19 protein-coding genes are annotated in these 20,576 nt (G+C 28.6%); 12 read left to right on the top strand and 7 right to left on the bottom strand.

The window, feature by feature from the left end:
- The first annotated feature begins 95 nt into the window (after positions 1-95).
- Together hisC and ACTTA6_RS05685 are read left to right on the top strand one after the other, a co-directional pair.
- Complete coding sequence (gene hisC, locus ACTTA6_RS05690) at positions 96-1,178, top strand: histidinol-phosphate transaminase (RefSeq protein WP_440613710.1); 1,083 nt, start codon at positions 96-98, stop codon at positions 1,176-1,178.
- Positions 1,179-2,075, top strand: a complete 897-nt coding sequence (locus ACTTA6_RS05685) for a prephenate dehydrogenase (protein ID WP_440613711.1) — start codon at positions 1,179-1,181, stop codon at positions 2,073-2,075.
- Here ACTTA6_RS05685 and ACTTA6_RS05680 read toward each other — a convergent pair.
- From ACTTA6_RS05680 to ACTTA6_RS05670, 3 genes are read right to left on the bottom strand one after another with little or no spacing between them, the layout of a single operon-like run.
- On the bottom strand, positions 2,072-2,815 hold the full coding sequence (locus ACTTA6_RS05680; protein WP_440613712.1) for a C40 family peptidase: 744 nt from the start codon (positions 2,813-2,815) through the stop codon (positions 2,072-2,074). The two genes, ACTTA6_RS05685 and ACTTA6_RS05680, sit on opposite strands and share 4 nt — an antisense overlap.
- Positions 2,805-4,181, bottom strand: a complete 1,377-nt coding sequence (locus ACTTA6_RS05675) for an AmpG family muropeptide MFS transporter (RefSeq protein WP_440613713.1) — start codon at positions 4,179-4,181, stop codon at positions 2,805-2,807. The genes ACTTA6_RS05680 and ACTTA6_RS05675 overlap by 11 nt, the downstream gene beginning before the upstream one ends.
- A 2-nt stretch (positions 4,182-4,183) precedes the next feature.
- Positions 4,184-5,623, bottom strand: a complete 1,440-nt coding sequence (locus ACTTA6_RS05670) for a TrkH family potassium uptake protein (protein ID WP_440613714.1) — start codon at positions 5,621-5,623, stop codon at positions 4,184-4,186.
- Positions 5,624-5,710: 87 nt separating this feature from the next.
- On the opposite strand from ACTTA6_RS05670, the gene ACTTA6_RS05665 reads away from it, so the two are divergent.
- From ACTTA6_RS05665 to ACTTA6_RS05650, 4 genes are read left to right on the top strand one after another with little or no spacing between them, the layout of a single operon-like run.
- Complete coding sequence (locus tag ACTTA6_RS05665) at positions 5,711-7,273, top strand: lysine--tRNA ligase (protein WP_440613715.1); 1,563 nt, start codon at positions 5,711-5,713, stop codon at positions 7,271-7,273.
- Positions 7,273-8,325 carry a quinone-dependent dihydroorotate dehydrogenase gene (locus tag ACTTA6_RS05660; protein WP_440613716.1) on the top strand — a complete coding sequence of 351 codons (1,053 nt, stop codon included), beginning with the start codon at positions 7,273-7,275 and terminating at the stop codon, positions 8,323-8,325. Before ACTTA6_RS05665 ends, ACTTA6_RS05660 begins: the two co-directional genes overlap by 1 nt.
- Positions 8,326-8,377: 52 nt before the next feature.
- Positions 8,378-8,689 carry a 50S ribosomal protein L28 gene (gene rpmB, locus ACTTA6_RS05655; RefSeq protein ID WP_075506505.1) on the top strand — a complete coding sequence of 104 codons (312 nt, stop codon included), beginning with the start codon at positions 8,378-8,380 and terminating at the stop codon, positions 8,687-8,689.
- Positions 8,689-9,243 carry a queuosine precursor transporter gene (locus ACTTA6_RS05650; RefSeq protein WP_440613717.1) on the top strand — a complete coding sequence of 185 codons (555 nt, stop codon included), beginning with the start codon at positions 8,689-8,691 and terminating at the stop codon, positions 9,241-9,243. Before rpmB ends, ACTTA6_RS05650 begins: the two co-directional genes overlap by 1 nt.
- Here the strand turns inward: ACTTA6_RS05650 and speB are convergent.
- The 3 genes from speB to ACTTA6_RS05635 are packed head-to-tail and all read right to left on the bottom strand — an operon-like array spanning position 9,240 to position 12,345.
- The gene (gene speB, locus ACTTA6_RS05645) at positions 9,240-10,115 is read right to left on the bottom strand and encodes an agmatinase (protein WP_440613718.1); all 876 of its coding nucleotides are present in this window, start codon (positions 10,113-10,115) and stop codon (positions 9,240-9,242) included. The genes ACTTA6_RS05650 and speB overlap by 4 nt on opposite strands.
- Before the next feature lie 2 nt (positions 10,116-10,117).
- Positions 10,118-11,161 carry a 1,9-bis(guanidino)-5-aza-nonane synthase gene (locus ACTTA6_RS05640; RefSeq protein WP_440613719.1) on the bottom strand — a complete coding sequence of 348 codons (1,044 nt, stop codon included), beginning with the start codon at positions 11,159-11,161 and terminating at the stop codon, positions 10,118-10,120.
- Positions 11,161-12,345: a type III PLP-dependent enzyme gene (locus ACTTA6_RS05635; protein ID WP_440613720.1), complete on the bottom strand. Its 1,185-nt coding sequence runs from the start codon at positions 12,343-12,345 to the stop codon at positions 11,161-11,163. Before ACTTA6_RS05635 ends, ACTTA6_RS05640 begins: the two co-directional genes overlap by 1 nt.
- 164 nt (positions 12,346-12,509) lie before the next feature.
- Between ACTTA6_RS05635 and ACTTA6_RS05630 the strand changes: the two genes are divergently transcribed.
- Positions 12,510-13,073, top strand: a complete 564-nt coding sequence (locus ACTTA6_RS05630; protein ID WP_440613721.1) for an ActR/PrrA/RegA family redox response regulator transcription factor — start codon at positions 12,510-12,512, stop codon at positions 13,071-13,073.
- Here ACTTA6_RS05630 and ACTTA6_RS05625 read toward each other — a convergent pair.
- On the bottom strand, positions 13,066-13,617 hold the full coding sequence (locus tag ACTTA6_RS05625; protein ID WP_440613722.1) for a biotin transporter BioY: 552 nt from the start codon (positions 13,615-13,617) through the stop codon (positions 13,066-13,068). The genes ACTTA6_RS05630 and ACTTA6_RS05625 overlap by 8 nt on opposite strands.
- Before the next feature lie 111 nt (positions 13,618-13,728).
- On the opposite strand from ACTTA6_RS05625, the gene polA reads away from it, so the two are divergent.
- From polA to tsaE, 5 genes are read left to right on the top strand one after another with little or no spacing between them, the layout of a single operon-like run.
- Positions 13,729-16,503 (top strand): DNA polymerase I, encoded by a 2,775-nt coding sequence (gene polA, locus ACTTA6_RS05620; protein ID WP_440613723.1) that lies wholly within the window; start codon positions 13,729-13,731, stop codon positions 16,501-16,503.
- 56 nt (positions 16,504-16,559) lie between these two features.
- A complete protein-coding gene (locus ACTTA6_RS05615; protein WP_440613724.1) occupies positions 16,560-17,267 on the top strand; it encodes a response regulator transcription factor in 708 nt (235 codons plus the stop codon).
- The gene (locus ACTTA6_RS05610) at positions 17,267-18,808 is read left to right on the top strand and encodes a sensor histidine kinase (RefSeq protein ID WP_440613725.1); all 1,542 of its coding nucleotides are present in this window, start codon (positions 17,267-17,269) and stop codon (positions 18,806-18,808) included. The genes ACTTA6_RS05615 and ACTTA6_RS05610 overlap by 1 nt, the downstream gene beginning before the upstream one ends.
- A gap of 42 nt (positions 18,809-18,850) precedes the next feature.
- Positions 18,851-20,137: an adenosylhomocysteinase gene (gene ahcY, locus ACTTA6_RS05605; protein WP_440613726.1), complete on the top strand. Its 1,287-nt coding sequence runs from the start codon at positions 18,851-18,853 to the stop codon at positions 20,135-20,137.
- Positions 20,121-20,573, top strand: a complete 453-nt coding sequence (tsaE, locus tag ACTTA6_RS05600; RefSeq protein WP_440613727.1) for a tRNA (adenosine(37)-N6)-threonylcarbamoyltransferase complex ATPase subunit type 1 TsaE — start codon at positions 20,121-20,123, stop codon at positions 20,571-20,573. Before ahcY ends, tsaE begins: the two co-directional genes overlap by 17 nt.
- Positions 20,574-20,576 lie beyond the last annotated feature (3 nt).

Below are 20,576 nucleotides of genomic sequence, written 5' to 3'. Positions count from 1 at the left end.
AGAACTTGTAATTTATGTCAATTTTTTAAAATAAGATCATATTCTCTATAAATATTTGTTTTTTTATCTATAAAGAGCTCATAAAAATAAAAAAAATGAACACGCCTAAATTTAAAAAATTTAACATAGAAGCTTATAAGCCTGGCAAATCTAAAATTAACAAAATTAAAAAGGTCATTAAATTGTCAGCTAATGAGTCTGCTTTAGGGATGAGCCCGTTAGCAAAAAAAGTAATATCTCAAAAAAATTTAGTATTAGATAAATATCCAGATGGAAAGTCTACCAATCTTAAAATCGCAATATCTAAAGCGTATAAATGCAATTTCGATAAAATAATATGTGGAGCAGGTTCTGACGAGGTAATTCAAATGTTATGTCAATTATATCTACATCCAAAGGATGAAGTGATTGTTCCTCAATATAGTTTTTTAATGTACAGGATTTATGCAAAAATTGTTGGTGCAAAAGTTGTATTTGCAAAAGAAAATAATTTTAAAGTTTCAATTGAAGAAATATTGAAAAAAGTATCTAAGAAAACCAAAATAGTTTTTATTGCAAATCCAAACAATCCAACAGGAACATATTTAACTAAAAAAGAGACATTAGAACTTAGAAGAAAGTTGAATAGAAATATTTTATTAGTAATTGATGACGCGTACTCAGAATATATGAAAAATGATGATTACAGCTCTGGTTTAGAATTATTTAAAAATAAAGACAACGTATTTATATTACGAACATTTTCTAAAATGTTTGGCTTGGCCTCATTAAGAATTGGCTGGGGATATGGATCGAAACAAATAATTAGAGCGTTAAATGTAATTAAACCACCTTTTAATGTAAATGGTTTGGCTCAAGTTGCGGCCACAGAGTCTTTGAAGGATAAGCAATTCATTCAAAAGTCAATTAGACATAATTTAAATTATGCAAATAGACTAAAAAAATTTCTCGAAAAATATAATATTTTTTCAAACGCTGTATCAGCAAATTTTTTACTATTAAATTTTGATGACTGTAAATATTCAGCAAATTTTCTTTACCAAAAATTAAAAAATAAAGGAATTATATTAAGATCTACTGAAGATGGTTATCATATTAAAAACAAATTGAGATTAACTATTGGCTCATCTAGAGAAAATTTAATATTCATGAATGCAGTGAGAAAGATTTTTAATTAAATGAAAAATATTTTAATCATAGGTTGTGGTTTGCTTGGATCTTCGGTTTTAAGATCTATACACAAAAATAAAATAGCAAATAAAATATTTATTTATGAAAAGTCAAAAAAGAATATATCAAGAATTAAAAATCTTAAATTACCTGGAAAAGTAGTTAGTTCATTAAAAGAAGCTGTAACAAAATCTAATTTTATTATTTTTTGTACACCTATGAGTGAATACAAAAATATTATTATGAAAATAAATAATTTTATTTCTCCTAACACATTAATTACAGATGTTGGTTCTTCAAAAATTGAATCATCAAAAATAATAAAAAAATTTTTAAAAAAAGGAATTGCATGGACTTCCAGTCACCCAATTGCTGGTTCTGAAGTAAGTGGACCACAGCACGGAAAGAGCAACATGTTCGAGGGTAGATGGTGTATTTTAATTAAAGAAAAAAATACAATTAAAAAAAATTTAAATTTTCTGAAAAAATTTTGGGAGAAGATTGGATCAAAAGTAACAATCATGTCACCAGAAAAACATGACAAAATTTTTTCAATAACTAGTCATTTGCCTCACTTAATTGCATATAATTTAGTTAAGTCAGCTCAAGATTTTGAGAAAAAACAAAGCTATGATTTAATCAAATATAGTGCAGGAGGACTAAGAGATTTTTCAAGAATAGCAGCTTCTAATGAGATTATGTGGCGAGATATTTTTTTTAACAACAATAAAAATATTTCAAATGCTATTGATTTATTTATTAAAAATTTGAAATCATTTAAATCTGATATTAATTCAAAAAATAATAAATCTATTATTAACAAGCTTACTGAAACTAAAAAAGTCAGATCAAAAATAATCAAACTTAAACAAGATATTAATAAGCCAGATTTTGGAAGAAGCTAAATTTTAATTTTAGCTATTTTTTTAACTTTAAGTTTTGCTGTATTTTCAATTCTTCTAATTGTTTTAATTATAGGCATGATCAACACTTTTTTTTCAGGTCCATATGCATGTATTAATTGCTTGGAATTTAAACACATTGCGACATGTCCTTTCCAAAAAATGATATCTCCCTTTTGATAATTTCTTTTTATATTTCCTTTTAAATATTTGATTTGATCTTTGGTATCTCGAGGAAAAAACTTATTATTATAATAGTAAAATATTTGTAATAAGGCTGAGCAATCTATTCCCTTGTAACTTTTTCCACCCCAGATATATTTTATATTCAAAAATTTTTTAAAAATTTTAATAAAGTTTTTTTCTTTATAATTTATTTTTTTTATATCTTTTTTTTTTATCCATTTATTTTTATCAATTCTAGCATAATTTTTATTAGTTTCTTTAACTGACAACTTTGATCCAAGAGATAGATAAATATTCGTTTTTAAATTTGGTTTTTTATAGATATTTGCTCTTAAGTTACTTACTTTATAATTAGCTTTAAATTCTTTTGAATAATCTTTATTTTGAATATACCCAGTATAATTGTCAAAATTAGATTTTATTTTTATCCAATTTTTATTTTTAGATAAAATTTTAAATTTCTCTCCATACAATATTTGTGAGGTTACTTCTGAAAATTTAGAAGGTTTATTATAAATATTAGAAAAACTACCTTTAAAATAGAATTTATTTTGCACCAATTTTAATTTTATTTTTTATCATCCATAGACATATTAGTGAAGGAATTACCATAATAGTTGTTAAGACAAAAAATGTTCCCCAGTCTCCATTTAACCAATCTACCAAAGCTCCTGATGATGATGCTAAAGTTGTCCTCCCAGCAGTTCCTATAGATGCAAGTAATGCGTATTGTGTTGCAGTGTATGTTCGATCTACCAGTAAAGATATAAATGCTACAAATGCAACAGTTGCAAAAGCTGCAGTAATATCATCAGCAATAACTGCTATTGCAAATAATAATTCTGATTTACCAGTCCATGCTAAGACAGCAAATAACAGATTTGTAATTGCCATTAATCCTCCAGCAAAGAACATAGTTTTTATAGTTCCAGCTCTCATGGCCATTACCCCACCAATTAAAGTAAATACGACAGTTGTGATCCAACCTAATCCTTTTGAATAGATTGCTATTTGTCCTTTTGAGAAGCCTATTTCTTTATAAAATACAATCGACATTCTACCCATGAATGCTTCTCCAATTTTAAACAAAAAGACAAATCCTAAAATTCCTGCAGCTATGGAGAAACCATTTTTTTTAAAGAAGCTAATTATAGGCCCACCAATTGTTCCAGATATATAGGCAATAAACGTTGTAATAATATTGCTAGATCCTAGTTTACCTTTAATTAAATTGTCGGTTTCCTTTTGTTTTGATTGTCTGTCAGTTTCCACTGGTTCATGAACAAACATTAGGGCAATATTCATTAAAATAATTAGAACACCTAATATTAAAAAAGTTGCTTGCCAGTAATCTTGGATACCAATATTTTCAAAGAACTCTGCAGTAAATAAAGCAACTACACCACCTAATTTGTAACCCGTCCACCAACCAACTACAGCCACAGCAGCACCTGCTGCCATTGATTTTCCTTCATTTTCGTTAATTTGTTCAATTCTTAATGCATCTACAGTTATGTCTTGAGTTGCTGATGCTATAGCGATTATCAATCCAACTGTAATTATTAACGCTAAGTTTTCTGTAGGGTTTATAATACTCCAAACTAGTAAACTTAATAGAATTACTAATTGCATTAAAACGATCCATCCTCTTCGGTGACCTAATTTTTTATTTAGGAAAGGAATTTGAATTCTATCTATAATTGGTGCCCAAAGATAATTAAAAGCATAAACTCCAAAAATAAGTCCTGCCCATCCGATAGTAGATCTACTTAATCCCTCTTCTTTTAACCAAAGACTTAAACTACTAGCAATCAAGACCCATGGAAATCCACTGATTGCACCAAGTAATAAAATTCTTAGCATCCGGATATCTTTGTAAACTGAAATGGATTCTAACCAGGATGTTTTTTTTATTTCAGACATACTTAATTTTTCCAAAATGATGGTAAAAACAATACTAATATTGCAAATAGCTCAAGTCTACCTAAAATCATACCAATTGTTAAAATCCATTTAGAAAGGTCTGGTAACGAAGAAAAATCTCCATTTGGGCCAATTATTGGACCAAGACCAGGTCCAACATTTGAAATAGATGTAGCGGCACCAGAGATAGCTGTAATAAAATCTAAACCAGTTAACGATAACAATGCAGTAAGAGTAAAAAATATTACAATATAAAAATAAATAAATGAAATAATTGAAGCTATAAACTTTTCATCAACTGCACTTTGATCATACTTAATTACAAATACCCCTTTAGGATAAATTATTTTTTTTAATTGGTTTAGAATAAATAGATAGAGAATTTGAATTCTAAATATTTTTACACCACAAGCTGTAGATCCAGCACATCCACCTATAAACATCAGCGCAAGAAACAAGGTTATAGGAAAACTACCCCATCTATCAAATTCTGCGTTTACATAACCAGTACCACTCAAAATTGATATAGTATTAAAAAATATTGATCTTAAACTAAAGTTTTCTTGGTTAGAAAATAATAAGTAAATAGATAAAATAATAACAGTGAATAATATTATTTTTAAAAAAGTTTTGATTTGAATATCATTTAAAAAAATTTTTTTGTTACCACTTATAAATTTAATGTAAGCAATGAAAGGAATACTTCCCAATATAATAAAAAACATTGATGAAATTTCAATTGGTAAACTATTAAAGTAACCAATTGACTCGTTGTAGTTAGAAAAGCCTCCAGTAGCAATTGTAGTCATTGAGTGGGTTAAGCTGTCAAATTTACCCATACCAAATATCCAATAAGTGATTGCACAAAGGCCTGTTAATCCTGAGTAAATATAAATTAATCTAAGTGCTATTTCTTTTGACTTAGGGAGTATTTTTTCTGAAGAGTCATTACTTGAAATTTTAAATAATTGCATACCTCCAACATTCATTGTAGGCATTAAAGTAATCGCCATTACAATTATTCCAATTCCACCTAGCCATTGTAAAATAGCCCTCCATAAAAGAAGACCCTTTGGTGCGTTCTCTAAATCTGAGATTATTGTAGATCCAGTTGTAGTAATTCCTGACATACTTTCAAAAAAAGAGTCTGTAATTGAAAGCTCAATACTAGAGAATACAAAAGGTAAAGATCCAAATACAGCAATACTAATCCAAGAAAGTGCAGTTAATAAGAAAGCTTGTTGTAGATTAAGTTTTTTATCGTGATCTAAATTTGATAAAAAAAATAAAGTTCCAAAGATTATGGTTACAATAGATGAGCCAAAGAAAGATGAGTCTATCTCTGAGTAAAAGAATTGTACTATAATTGGGATGAACATTGATACACCCAATATTATTTGCAGAATTCCAAGCGTAAAAAAAACAGTTTTGTAATTAGACATTTTGAAAGAACAATATTTTATGGTAAATAAATTTCAACTCTATAAGAATTAATATAATCACTAGTTTAAGGTTAAAAAGAGCAATTCATGATTAAAAAAGATGTCCTAGAAAAGACAAGTGCTTGGCCTTTTGTTGAAGCTAAAAAAATGCTTCGTGAAAGAAAAGCTTTTATTGAAAAAAAAGGTAAGATTACTCTCCAAACCGGATATGGTCCAAGTGGATTACCTCATATAGGAACTTTCGGAGAAGTTGCACGAACTTCAATGATGGTTAATGCACTTAATCAACTCACAGATTTACCAACGGAAATTATTACATTTTCAGATGACATGGACGGCTTAAGAAAAGTTCCAGATAATGTTCCTAACCAAGAATTGTTGCAAAAAAACCTTCACAAACCCTTAACACAAGTGCCTGATCCTTTTCAAAAATTTAATAGTTTTGGAGAACATAATAATGAAATGCTGAAGGATTTTTTAAACAGTTTTAATTTTGAATATAATTTTAAAAGTTCTACATCTTTGTACAAGGCAGGAATTTTTAATCCTACTTTGAAAATCATTTTAGAAAATTATGAAGGAATAATGAATATTATTTTACCAACACTTGGGAAAGAAAGACAAAAAACATACAGTCCTTTTTTACCAGTTTGTCCTGACACAGGTCATGTTTTGGAGATACCTGTTATAGAAATTGATCAGTCTAATTCTAAAATAATATTCGATAATAAAGGTAAAAAATTAGAGAGTAGTATTTTAGACGGGAATTGTAAATTACAGTGGAAAGTAGATTGGGCAATGAGATGGTTTGCTTTAGATATTGATTTTGAAATGTATGGCAAGGATTTGATTGAAAGTGCAATTTTATCTACAAAAATCATCAATTTATTGGGTAAAAAGAATCCATCAGGATTTGCATATGAACTTTTTCTAGATGAAAAGGGTGAGAAAATTTCAAAATCTAAAGGTAATGGAATAACTATTGATCAATGGTTGAAGTATGCTTCACCAGAAAGTTTATCTTTATATATGTATCAAAATCCAAAAAGAGCTAAAAAACTTTATAAAGAAATAGTTCCAAAAGCAGTAGATGAGTATTTGGATAACATTGAAAAATCTAAAAAGCAGACTGAGCAGCAATTAGTAATGAATCCAGTGTGGCATGTCCACAATGGGAGTATTCCAAAAGAAGACATGATTATGAGTTTTTCAATGTTATTGAACTTAGTAGAAACAAGTAATGCAGATAGTAAAGATTTGTTATGGAAATTTGTAAAAAAATACAAACCAAATATTCAAGAAACTAATTTTCCAATTTTTGATGGATTAGTAGGATATGCAATTAAATATTTTAATGATGTAATTAAGTCTCAAAAAAAATACAAGACGCCTTCTGAAGATGAAAAAAAAGCGCTTGAGGCTTTAATTTCAACTTTAGAAAAATGCAATGATCAGATGCCACCAGAGGAAATTCAAACTTTGATTTATTCTACTGGAAAAGAAAATGGTTATGCTGAAAATTTAAGAGATTGGTTTAAACTTATTTATGAGGTAGTTTTTGGTGATGAAAATGGACCAAGAATGGGATTTTTTATAAGTTTTTTTGGTGTTAATGAAACAAAAGACCTTATAATGAGTAAACTCAAATAATGTATTCAAATTTAAGATCTTTAATTTTCAAATTAGATCCAGAAAAAGCTCATACTCTAGCAATTCAATCTTTAAAATTTAATTTGGTATCAAATGTATTTGATGAAAATAAAAATGATCCAATTTTCAAAACTCAAATATTTGGTAAAGATTTAAGTAATCCAATAGGAATAGCAGCTGGTTTTGACAAAAATGCAGAAGTTTACAATCCTTTGTTTAAATTGGGATTTGGTTTTGTTGAAGTTGGAACTGTTACTCCTTTAAAACAATATGGTAATGAAAAGCCAAGAGTATTTAGATTAGTTGAAGATCAAGCGTTAATTAATAGATTGGGATTTAATAATCAAGGATCTGAAACTATTTTAAATAGAATAAAATCAAATAAAAAAAATGGAATACTTGGAGTAAATGTTGGACCAAATAAAGACTCTGATAATCGATTAAATGATTATTTAATTGGATTAGAAAAATTTCATGAAGTTGCTGATTATATTACAATTAATATTTCTTCTCCGAATACTGAAAATTTAAGAAATTTTCATGATGAAAATAAATTAAATGAATTATTAAAATCAATCAAAGATAAAAAAAATGAACTGAAAATAAATATTCCAATCGTAGTTAAAATTTCTCCAGATATTGATTTAAAGCAAATAGAATTAATATCAGAGATTCTTTTAGAAAATGATATATCTGCAATAATTATTTCAAATACATCAGAAAGTACTAGAGATGATTTGAAAAATATTCAACGACACCAAAAAGGAGGCTTGTCAGGAAAGCCAATTGAACAAAAATCAAATTTACTTATTAATCAATTCTTTAAATTGTTAAATGGTAGAATTAAAATAATTGGAGTGGGAGGTATTGACTCTGGGAAGTCTGCACATGATAAATTTTTGTCAGGGGCAGACTATATTCAGCTATATACCGGTATGGTATTTCAGGGACCCAACATTGCTGCAAACATTAAAAAAGAGCTAAAAGAATTACTTCTTAGAGATGGAGTGAAAAATATTTCAGAAATCGTTGGAAATAAAACTCTTTCTTAATTTTAATAAACTTGACGCCCTTAATATCTCCCCTTATATAGGCACTGAAATTATGTCAAAAAAATGCGAACTAACTGGTAAAATTCCTATGAAGGGTCATAATGTTAGTCATGCTAACAATAAGACTAAAAGAAGATTTTTACCCAATTTAAAAAAAGTAAAATTTACAAGTGAGCTTGCTGGAAGAAGTTTAAAACTAACAGTTAGTAATTCAGGAGTAAGATCAGTTGATAAAAAAGGAAGTTTTGACGAGTTCTTAAAAACTGTAAAAAATAAAAATATATCACCAAGATTAAAAAAACTTAAAAAAGTTATTTTATTAAAATCACCATATAAAAAAAAGCCTGTAGCTAAATCTGCTTAATGAATAAATTTTTTATCAGCCTATCTTTAATGATGGGTGTGGTTGTTTTATCTTCAAACTATCTTGTTCAATTTCCAATAAATTATTATGGATTAAATGAAATTCTTACTTATGGAGCTTTTAGTTATCCAGTAGCTTTTTTGATAACTGATTTAGCAAATAGATCTTATGGAAAGATAATTGCGAGAAAAATAGTTTATTTTGGTTTTTTTATAGGAATTATTTTTACTTTATTTTTTTCAACAAACTTCGATGATTTAATATCCATTAGAATTGCAGTTGGATCTGGAGTTGCTTTCCTTACAGCCCAATTGCTAGATATTCAAATATTTGATCGTTTAAGAAAAAAACAGTGGTTTGTTGCACCTCTAACTTCATCATTAATTGGTTCAACTATTGATACTTTTTTATTTTTCTCAATATCATTTTATGGAACAGGAGTTCCTTGGGTAACTTTGTCCTTAGGTGATTTAGCTGTTAAGTTGATAGTAGCACTAATAATGTTAATACCATTTAGAATGTTATTAAAAATATTTAAGCCAATTAAAGTCTAATATAAAAATTTATAAGATAAAATTTTGTAAGCTAATTTAGCAACAAGAAAATTATAGGAGTTGAAGCCTTTAATTGGAGAAAGTTCATTAATGTCAGCTCCAACTATATTTGAATTTTTTGCTGCAATTCTAATTATCTCTAATGTCTCGTCCCACAATAATCCACCTGGTTCAGGTGTTCCGGTAGCAGGCATAATACTTGAATCTAATCCGTCGACATCAAACGTTAAGTAAACAGTCTTATTTTTAATTAATTTTTTAAATTTATTTAAATTCCATTTTTTTTTATCTTTTGCCCAGAAGATATCTATTCTATTTGAATTTTTTTTCAAAAATGGAATTTCACTTTCTGATATATTTCTAATTCCAAAAGAGATCAAAGACACATTTTTATAATCTAAACATCTCCTTATTGCAGATGCATGTGAAAATTTTTCACCATTATAACTTTCACGTAAATCTGCATGTGCATCGAAATGTAAAAGACAAATATTTTTATATTTCTTTGTAAAAGGAACAATACACCCTGGTGTAATTGAATGTTCACCACCAAAAGTCATTGGAAATAGTTTTTTATCTAAAATTTCCCCATTGATATTAGAAATTTTATTTAATGCTACTTTGATATTTTTATCAATTTTGAATGGTTTTAATGTCTTGATACCTATTTTTTTGTAAGGTTCACAATTTAGTTCCTCATCATAAAGTTCAACTTGGTGAGAAGCTTTGATAATTTCTTTTGGTCCATTTTTTGTTCCACCACCATAACTAACTGTTTTTTCTAGTCCAAATGGAACAACTACTACTTTTTCTTTGAATTTGAATGTATTATCAATTCCCAAGAAACCATGTTTGTTTGATAAGTATTTCAATTTTATATAAATATTTTTGAGAAGTTTTTTCGTTCTCTATTTTTCCACTCACCTTTATGGTAAGCATCGCTAGCAATTAATGGCAATACACTTGTTGCTTCAGCAAATACCATTTGTTCTTTAGTGATATCTACTTTACCCCAAGAACTTGCTTCTTTTAAAGTAGAACTACTACATGCACCATCTCGACTATCAGCAACTGTAATTTGTACAGCATACTTATGCATATCTACATTTTTACCAAGAAGCTCAGCACAAATAACAGTGTCTTGAATAAAATTTTTAGGAACTCCTCCACCAATCATAAATAAACCAGAACCTTTTGATTTGATTTTAATTTCCGTTAGTTCTCTAAATTCTCTAACTGAGTCTATAGTCATATGTTTTTTAGGATTTTTTTCCTGATGCATTACAAGACCAAAACCTGCACTTGAGTCTGTGAAAGCTGGACAAAAAATTGGAACATTATTATCGTAAGCTGTTTCAATTAAAGAGCCTTTCTTTTTTGAATTTTTTTTTAAATATTTTCCCATTTCTAAAATAAACTCTCTCGAGGTATAACTTTTTGGTTCTAAAGTATCTGCTATTTCACAAATAATTTTATCACACATTTGAAGCTCTTCTTCGTCGATATATGTGTCGTAAATTCTATCAATATAGTTTTCTCTTAATTCAGTATCGTTTTGAAACTGAGATCCCTGATAATGTTTAAATCCAAGAGCTTCAAAAAAATCCATATCTACAATTGATGCCCCTGTTGCTACAATGGCATCAACCATATTGTATTTAACAAGATCTTTATAAATATTCATACATCCTGCTGCAGATGTTGATCCTGCTAAAGTAAGAAAAATTGTACATTCCTTATCTTTAAGCATTTCGTTGTAAATGTTCGCTGCATTTGCAGTTTCTCTAGATACAAATGACATTTTCTCCATTGAAGAAATAATTGTTCTAGAGTCAAATGAAGTAATATCTATATGTTCGACAGGATTTTTTAAAAAATCTCTTTTACTGTTATGTCCTGGATTTTTTTGGTCTGACATTAAGCAACCATATGAGCGCTGTTAACGTCTTTTTCATACATTGACATTATTGGTTTATCTTCAACTTCATAAATTTCATCTGAATAGTAACCATTGAATTGTGTTCTAAAAGTTAATCCATATGCTCCAAGTTGACCAAGCTCTATGTAATCATTTTCCTTAATATTATTTGGTAATAGAAAAGGTCCTTTCATATAATCCATGCTATCACAAGTAGGACCAAAGAAATCAAAAGCAGTCAATTTTTTTGAAATTATTTTATTTGAATTTTCTTTAATCATTTTAGATGGATAAACTATGTTAGGTGTTCCTGCATCAAATAGGGTTCCATATGTTCCATCGTTTATATAAAGTTTTTGTTTTTTTCTTAAATTAACTTTAACTATTGTTGAACCACTTTCCGCAACTAATGCTCTTCCTGGTTCACAAATTATCTCCGGCAACTTTTCTAATTTTAAATTAGACAAACTTTTTTTAATTTCATTGAAGTATTCATCTAATGATTGCGGAATTAAATCTGGATAAATTGTTGGAAATCCTCCACCAACATTTATTGTATCAGGGATTATTTTTGTTTTTTTAATTATATTTCCAATCTCATTTATACCTTTAGCATATGAAATTGGATGCATACACTGCGATCCAACATGGAAACTTAATCCAATTTTTTTTGCATATTGTTTTACTAATCTTAGTAATCCTACAGCTTCAGATGTTAGTGCTCCAAATTTTTTAGATAAATCAATTTCAGCATGCTCATTTGAAACAGCAACTCTTACAAATAATTCTAAATCTTTTGCATTATTTGTACTTTCAATAATTTTGATTAACTCTTCTTTTGTGTCTAATGAGAAAGTTTTTACACCATAATTAAAATAGGCCTCTTTGATACTTTCTCTACTTTTTACAGTATGCATATAAGAACATTTTGCATTTTGAGTAAGTTTTCTTATAGCTTTAATTTCTTCAATTGAGGCAACATCAAATTGGTTTACACCTGTGTTTAAAATTGTTTGAATAACTTCGGGATGTGGGTTTGTTTTAACTGCATATAAGATTTTTCCAGGGAACTTATCTAAGAAAAATTTAACCGAAGACTCTATGGATTTCTTCCTAATACAATAAACAGGCTTTTCAGGTTTCAGTTGATTTATAAGTTCTTCAACTGACTTAAATTTTTGCATTTCATATGCCTCCAAAAAAAATTTAATAAAAAAAAGTTTTTAATAAAACTTTAATAATTTGAGCCATATAATGTAAACACAGGCAATGTAAAGCAAATAATTCAAGGCTGATTTGCGCAATTTTCATATATTGTAATATCAGATTTTGACCCCATATAAGGTTGATGAAAAACGAAGCCAAATTACAAAATCTAAGCGATTTCGAAAATAAGTCGCTTCTAATAGTAGATGATGACAATCCTTTTAGAGAAAGATTGGCAAGAGCTATGGAAAAAAAAGGTTTTGAAGTTTTTCAAGCTGAGAGTGTACAAAAGGGAGTTGAATCCGTTAAAAGTAAAAAACCAGGTTTTGCAGTTGTGGACTTAAGACTTGGAGACGGTAATGGCCTTGAGGTCGTTAAGGAGATTCAATCTTCTAATAATGATAGTAGAATTATAATGCTAACGGGTTATGGAAATATTCCCACTGCAGTTGCAGCTATTAAAGAAGGTGCAATTGATTACTTAGCAAAACCAGCAGATGCAGAAGATGTAGAAAAAGCATTGTTGGCAGATCCAGCTAAAAAGGCTGCACCACCAGAAAATCCAATGTCAGCAGATAGAGTTAAATGGGAACATATTCATAGAGTATTTGAATTATGTAATAGGAATGTTTCTGAAACAGCTCGAAGATTGAAGATGCACAGAAGAACTCTTCAAAGAATTTTATCTAAAAGATCCCCTAGATAATATTTCTTATTTTAATTATTTGTTTAGCGGCTAAAGCTAAAATAATAATTTTAAATAGTTCTGCTAATAAAAATGGTTTTGCACCAAGTGAAAATATCGGTTTATCCCAACCAATCAGAGTACCCAGCCATATTAAACCCAAGATATAGATTGTAGATGTTGCAATAACTAATTTAGTTAGAATAATTATAAAACTATCTTTTGTATTAATTTTTGAGGCTAAATAACAAGCAGTTAAAAAACCAATTAAATAGCCCATCGTTGGGCCTGTAAAATAGACTATACCAATTCCTTTTTCTGGAGAGTTTGAAAATACAGGTAATCCCGCAATCCCCTCTAACAAATATAAACCTACAGAAGCTAATCCAATTTTATAACCTAGGCTTACACCTAAGAATAAAACAACAAATGTCTGCATTGTCATTGGAACTGGATAAAATGGAATTTTAATTTTTGCAGAGATAGTTAAAGCAATTGAACCCAGAATCACAGCTAACAAAGATTTTATGATTTTTGTTTGTGTTAAGTTTTTTGTAAGTTCCATAGTAAAATAATACTCAAAATATAAAAAATAATCTAGCTATATTAGCTTAAAGGTTTAAATTTATTTTTTTATATACAGAAATTATTAGCAATGTAATATTTGTTAATCTTCATGGATAAAATACAAAAAACAGATCATTTTTATTTAATTGATGGCTCTGGTTATATTTTTAGAGCTTATTATGCTTTACCACCATTGACTAGAAAAAGTGATGGACTACCCACAGGTGCTGTAAGTGGATTTTGTAGCATGTTGTTTAAATTGTTAGAGGATTCAAAATCTGATCAAAATTTACAAAAACCAACACATTTTGCTGTAATTTTTGATTCTGCCAGAAAGACTTTCAGAAATGAAATTTATAGTGATTATAAAGCTAATCGATCAGAAGCCCCAGATGATCTAGCACCTCAGTTTGAGTATATTAGAAAATCAGTTTTAGCGTTTAATTTACCTTCTGTAGATTTGCCAAACTATGAAGCTGACGATCTCATAGCCACATATGTTGATCAAATACTCAAAAAAGAGGCTAAAGTTACAATCGTTTCATCAGATAAAGATTTAATGCAACTTTATAAAAAAGGTGTTCGAATTTTTGACCCGATGAAAAATAAATTTATCACAGAGGACGATGTGATTAAAAAGTTTGGTGTTGATGCTTCAAAAGTTATAGATGTTCAATCTTTAGCAGGCGATAGTAGTGACAACGTACCTGGTGTTCCAGGAATAGGAGTTAAAACAGCCGCAGAATTAATTAATAAATATGGTACTCTAGAAAAATTATTAGACTCTGCCCATGAAATTAAACAGAACAAAAGAAGAGAAACTTTAATAGAGAATAAAGATAAAGCTTTAATTAGTAAAAAACTTGTAACTCTAGATAATAAGTCTCCAGTAAATAAAAACTTAACAGAATTTAAACTCAAAGAGGTTGATAAAGATAAACTTTATAAATTTTTAAGAGAAATGGAATTTAATAGATTGTTAAGTTCTGCAATTTCAGCTTATGGGGAACCAAAGTTATCTGGATCTGAAAATAATTTAAAATCTACTGAAAAACAAAAACCAATAAGCAATAAAGATTATCATCTAATTACAGATATTAATGAAATTGATGAGTGGATAGAAGAAGCTGAGGAAGCAGGGGAAGTTGCTGTCGATACAGAGACAAGTTCGTTGGACCCCCATCAGGCCGATTTAGTTGGAATTTCACTTTGTTCAAAAATTGGAAAAGCTTGTTACATCCCAGTTGGTCATAAATCTAAGGATTGTTTAAATAAAGATAGCGTTATCAATAAATTAAAAAATTTATTAGAGGACCCAAGTGTTAAAAAAATTGGTCAAAATATTAAATTTGATTTTATAGTTTTCTACAAACTTGGCATTTCACTTTCGTCAATGGAAGATACTATGCTTATGTCTTATGTATTAGATGCTGGAAAGAACAGACATAACATGGACACCCTTTCGGATATCCATCTTGGACATAAAACAATTTCATTTAAAGAAATTGTTGGTACTGGCAAAAAAGAAATAAATTTTAGTGAGGTAGAATTAGAAACAGCAAAAAATTACGCAGCAGAAGATGCAGACGTTACTTTCAGGTTATATAAAAAATTTATCAAAAGTTTAAAATCTGAAAAATTATTTAATATCTATGAGATTTTTGAAAAACCACTAATTAAAATACTTGCATTTATGGAAATCGAAGGTGTTGAAGTAGATAGTAAATTTTTAAATTCTCTTTCCTCTAAATTTGATAAAAAAATTAAAAAAATTGAAAAAGAAGTTTTCAAGATTTCTAAGAAAGAATTTAACATTGCTTCACCAAAACAATTAGGAGAAATTATTTATAATGATCTTAAGATTGCAGGGACAAAAAAAACAAAAAAGGGAAGTTTTGCAACAAGTGCAAGTGTTTTAGAAGATTTAGCCTTCAAAGGTCATGAATTTCCAAAATTAGTATTAGATTGGAGACAGGTTTCAAAATTAAAAAATACTTACTCCGACGCTTTGCCAGAGCATATTAATCCAAATACAAAGAGGGTTCACACATCTTTTTTATTGGCAGCAACAACAACAGGCAGATTAGCTTCAAGTTATCCAAATTTGCAAAATATTCCAATTAAATCTGAAGATGGAAAAGATATAAGAAAAGCGTTTAAGGCTAAAAAAGATCATCTATTAATATCCGCGGATTATAATCAAATTGAGATGAGAATTTTAGCAGATCTTGCAGATGTTAAAGAACTTAAAAAAGCTTTTAACAATAACGAGGATATTCACTCATTAACAGCTAGCCAAATATTTAATATTGATATCAAAAAGGTAAATCAAGACCACAGAAGGAAGGCTAAAGCAATAAACTTTGGAATAATTTATGGAATTTCTCAATATGGTTTAGCCAAACAAATAAATGTTTCTAATTATGAAGCAGAAGAATTTCTTAATGCTTATTTTGCTAAATTTCCTGAAATTAAAGTTTATATGGAGAGCACAATTAAGTTTTGTAGAAAAAGTGGCTATGTAAATAACATATTCGGAAGAAGATCTCATTTTAATGGAATAAATGATAAAAATTTTAATGTAAGAAATTTTCAAGAGAGAGCAGCAATTAATGCTCCAATACAAGGGTCAGCATCTGAAGTTATGAGGTTAGCAATGATCAGATTATACAAAAAATTGAATGAAGAAAAAAATTTGAAATCAAAAATACTTCTTCAAATACACGACGAGCTTATTTTTGAAGTCCCAAAAAAAGAGGAAAAGGCAATGGTCAAGTTAATACAGAATGAGATGACCAGTGTTACTCAAAGTGATTATCATTCCTTTTCTACTCCTTTAACAGTTGATGTAAATGTTGGTGATAATTGGGGAATGCTTCACTAATTATATTCAATTGCCTAATTTAGAACAATTTAATATTTTTAAATGTAAAAATAAAAATGCAAACACAAACTATAGCTCTAATTGATGATGACAGAAACATACTAACTAGTCTTAGTATTGCCTTAGAAAAAGAGGGTTTCAAAGTTCAAACTTATATTGATGGAGAGAGTGCATTAATCGGTCTTACTAGAATGCCACCTGACTTAGCAGTTATTGATATTAAAATGCCTAAAATGGATGGCGAAGAATTGCTTAAAAAATTAAGAAAAAAAACTTCTCTGCCGGTAATATTTTTAACATCCAAAGATGATGAAATTGATGAGTTGCTAGGATTAAAATTAGGTGCAGATGATTTTGTAAAAAAATCTGGAGGATTTTCAATTAAAGTTTTGATTGAAAGAATAAGAGTTCAATTAAGAAAAAAAGACTCAAACAATACATTAGAGGAAAATAAAAGCTTAATATCACATGGTAGATTAAAACTCGATCCATCTCAGCTTGAGTGTGAGTGGAATGGCAAACAATTGCCAGATAAATTAACAACTACTGAATTTTTGATTGTTAAAGAATTGGCAAAAAGACCTGGGATTATTAAAGAAAGAGCTCAACTAATGGACATTGCTTACAGAGAAGATACAGATATTGAAGATAGAACTATTGATAGTCACGTCAAAAGAATAAGAAAAAAATTCAAAAAAGTAGATCCTGATTTTTCAGCTATTGAAACTAGATATGGTAGTGGATATAGATGGAATGTTAGCTGATGTTTAGTAAATACTTAAAGACTCTTTCTATTCTTAAAAAATTTCTATTTATAAACTTTGTAATATTTACAATTATTGGTTTATTTACACTTATTTATCTTACTAATATTGAACCAAGTTTATTAAAAAAAAAATCTGAAGATCATATTAATATTATTAATAATACGACTGATAATATTAAAAGATTGAATATAAAATTTCAGGAAAATGACATTAGAAAATTTTTATTTTCTACAAGATTTATTTTTCAAAATTTAGACAGAGTCATTTTCTTCGATAATAAATTAGAATTAATTGGTGATACTGATACTTTAGATCTTGATCCACGATCTTTTTCAACACGATTAGATAAAATTGAATTTGAAAGTTTGAGTGAAGAAGTCAATGAAGATGAAAACAAAGAAAATAATTCTTCTCAAAATAATGAAACAAAGGCTTCATTTAAAGATTTATTAGAAAGGTATAATAATTCAGATAACTATGGAAATTTTTATACTTTTACAGAAGATAATTTAAATCAATTTAAAGTTACAACAGTTAAAAATGTAAAAAGTGATGAAAATAATTTAGGTTTTATAGTTATCTCGGAGAACGCCAATGAGATTAAGACAGCTATAGATGAGAGAAGAGCATTTGTAATTAGAACAGCTATATCAGTTGGTTTTGTAATTTTAATTTTTTCTTTTGTACTTAGCAGATATTTTATTAAACCAATTCAAAACCTAGTTGGATACACGATCAAAGTAAAAGAAAAAAACGCTGGCAAAACAGGAATTGAAAATTTGAAGAATAGAAATGATGAATTAGGATTATTATCAAATTCAATGGAGGATATGACAAATGAATTACAAAAACGAATTTCTCATGCAGAAAATTTCTCAACAGATTTAGTTCATGAAATAAGAAATCCACTAGCATCTTTAAAAAGTGCTTCGGAAATTTTAAAAGATACAAAAGATATAAATCAAAGAACTAAGCTTTTAGATATTCTTACTCATGACGTTCAAAGAATTGAAAGATTAATTACAGATTATTCACAAATGTTGAAAGATGAAGTTGCTCTTAGTAAAGAGCAAATGAAAAAATTAGATATACAACCAATTATCCAATCTGTTGTTGATGATTATAACAACATTTATAAATTCAAGAAAAATATAAGTATAAACTATCAAAATGATGGAAAGTCAGAGTATCTAATTAATGGAATAGAAAATAGGATTGAACAAATCGTTGCTAATTTATTGGATAATTCTATTTCATTTAGTGAAGATGGTAGTGAGGTAATTGTGAATGTTTCAAATGGATTAGAAAAAAAAGTTATAGTTAAAATTTTAGATGAAGGACAAGGATTTAAAGAAAAAGATACTTCAAAAATTTTTAACCGTTTTTACAGTAACAGACCAGAAAATTTTGGTGAGCATTCAGGATTAGGTTTAAATATTGTAAAAAATTTAGTTGATCTTCATGATGGAAAAATTGAAGCATCCAATAGGCTAGATAAGCAAGGAGCATTGATAGAAATACAATTCCCTAGTTTATAATCTTTAGTTGATAAAATAGAACTTAACTGTATAAAGCTCGCTATGGATGATTTTAAAGTAAAAGATATTTCCCAAGCTGAATTTGGAAGAAAAGAAATTTCTATCGCAGAAAGCGAAATGCCAGGTTTAATGGCATTAAGAGAAGAGTATTCAAAAGAAAAACCCTTAAAAGGTGCTAGAATCATTGGATGTCTTCATATGACTATTCAAACAGCAGTCCTAATTGAGACATTAGCAGACCTTGGAGCGGAAGTAAGATGGTCATCTTGTAATATATTTTCTACACAAGACCACGCAGCAGCAGCAATAGCAAAAGCTGGGATTCCTGTTTATGCCTGGAAAGGTGAAACAGAAGAAGAGTACTTATGGTGTATTAAACAAACAATAGTTGGAAAACCTGATTGGAAACCTAATATGTTATTAGATGATGGGGGAGATTTAACTGCCATCATGCACAATGAATACAAAGATTTAATGAAAGATATAAAAGGTGTTTCAGAGGAGACTACAACCGGAATTAAAGCATTAAATAAAATGGAGAAAGATAATTCTCTATTAGTTCCTGCAATAAACGTTAATGACTCTGTAACGAAATCTAAATTTGATAACTTATATGGATGTAGAGAAAGTTTAGTTGACGGTATCAGAAGAGCTACTGATGTTATGATGTCGGGTAAAATTGCAATAGTTGCTGGTTTTGGTGACGTTGGAAAAGGAAGTGCCGCATCTTTAAGACAAAGTGGTGCTAGAGTTCTTGTTACTGAAGCAGATCCTATTTGTGCACTTCAGGCAGCTATGGAAGGTTATGAAGTAGTTTTAATGGAAGAAGCTATTAGTAGAGCAGACATAGTTGTTACAGCAACTGGAAATAAAGATATAGTTACAGCTGATCATATGAGAGATATGAAAGATAGAGCTATCTTATGTAATATTGGACACTTTGATAATGAAATACAAGTTGAGGCATTGAAAAATTACAAATGGACAGAAGTTAAGCCCCAAGTACACGAAATTGAATTACCAAGTGGAAAAAGAATTATCCTTTTAGCTGAGGGAAGATTAGTTAATTTAGGTTGTGCAACTGGACACCCAAGTTTTGTAATGAGCGCATCTTTCACCAATCAAGTAATTGCTCAAATAGAACTTTGGCATAATCATAAAAATTATGAAAATAAAGTTTATGTTTTACCCAAGCACTTAGATGAAAAAGTAGCAACATTGCATTTGAAAAAAGTTGGGGCTAAATTAACAAAATTATCAAAAGAACAAGCAGATTACATAAGTGTTGGAACAGAAGGCCCATTCAAACCAGATGCCTATCGCTATTAAAAATAGCAAGATCGATATAAGTTCAGAAGAAACAACAAAAGTTTTAGCAGAAAGTTTTAAAAATTTTTTACAAGGTGGAGAAATTATATTTTTATACGGTGAAATGGGTGTGGGTAAAACTACATTTATAAAATATTTGGTTAATGAATTTCAAAAAAGTTCAGATTTTCCAATTACAGAAGTTTCAAGTCCAACATTTAATTTATTAAATGAATATCAATTAGGTCCCAAGAAGATAAAACATTACGATTTATTTAGGATTAAAAACAAAAGAGATACTAATGATCTAAACTTATTTGAAAAAGATAATAATTTAATTACTTTTGTTGAGTGGCCAGAGCTAGTTAAAGATACTCAGGCAAAAGTTATTGTATTAAGATTTAACTATGAAAATGAGCTAAATAATAGAAGTGTTGAAATCACAGGCATTGATTAAGAA

It is taken from the genome of Candidatus Pelagibacter sp. HIMB1636, assembly GCF_052047675.1.
Classification (GTDB): domain Bacteria; phylum Pseudomonadota; class Alphaproteobacteria; order Pelagibacterales; family Pelagibacteraceae; genus Pelagibacter.
Note: the sequence above shows the minus strand (reverse complement) of the source record. Positions and strands in the feature narration are given on the sequence as shown.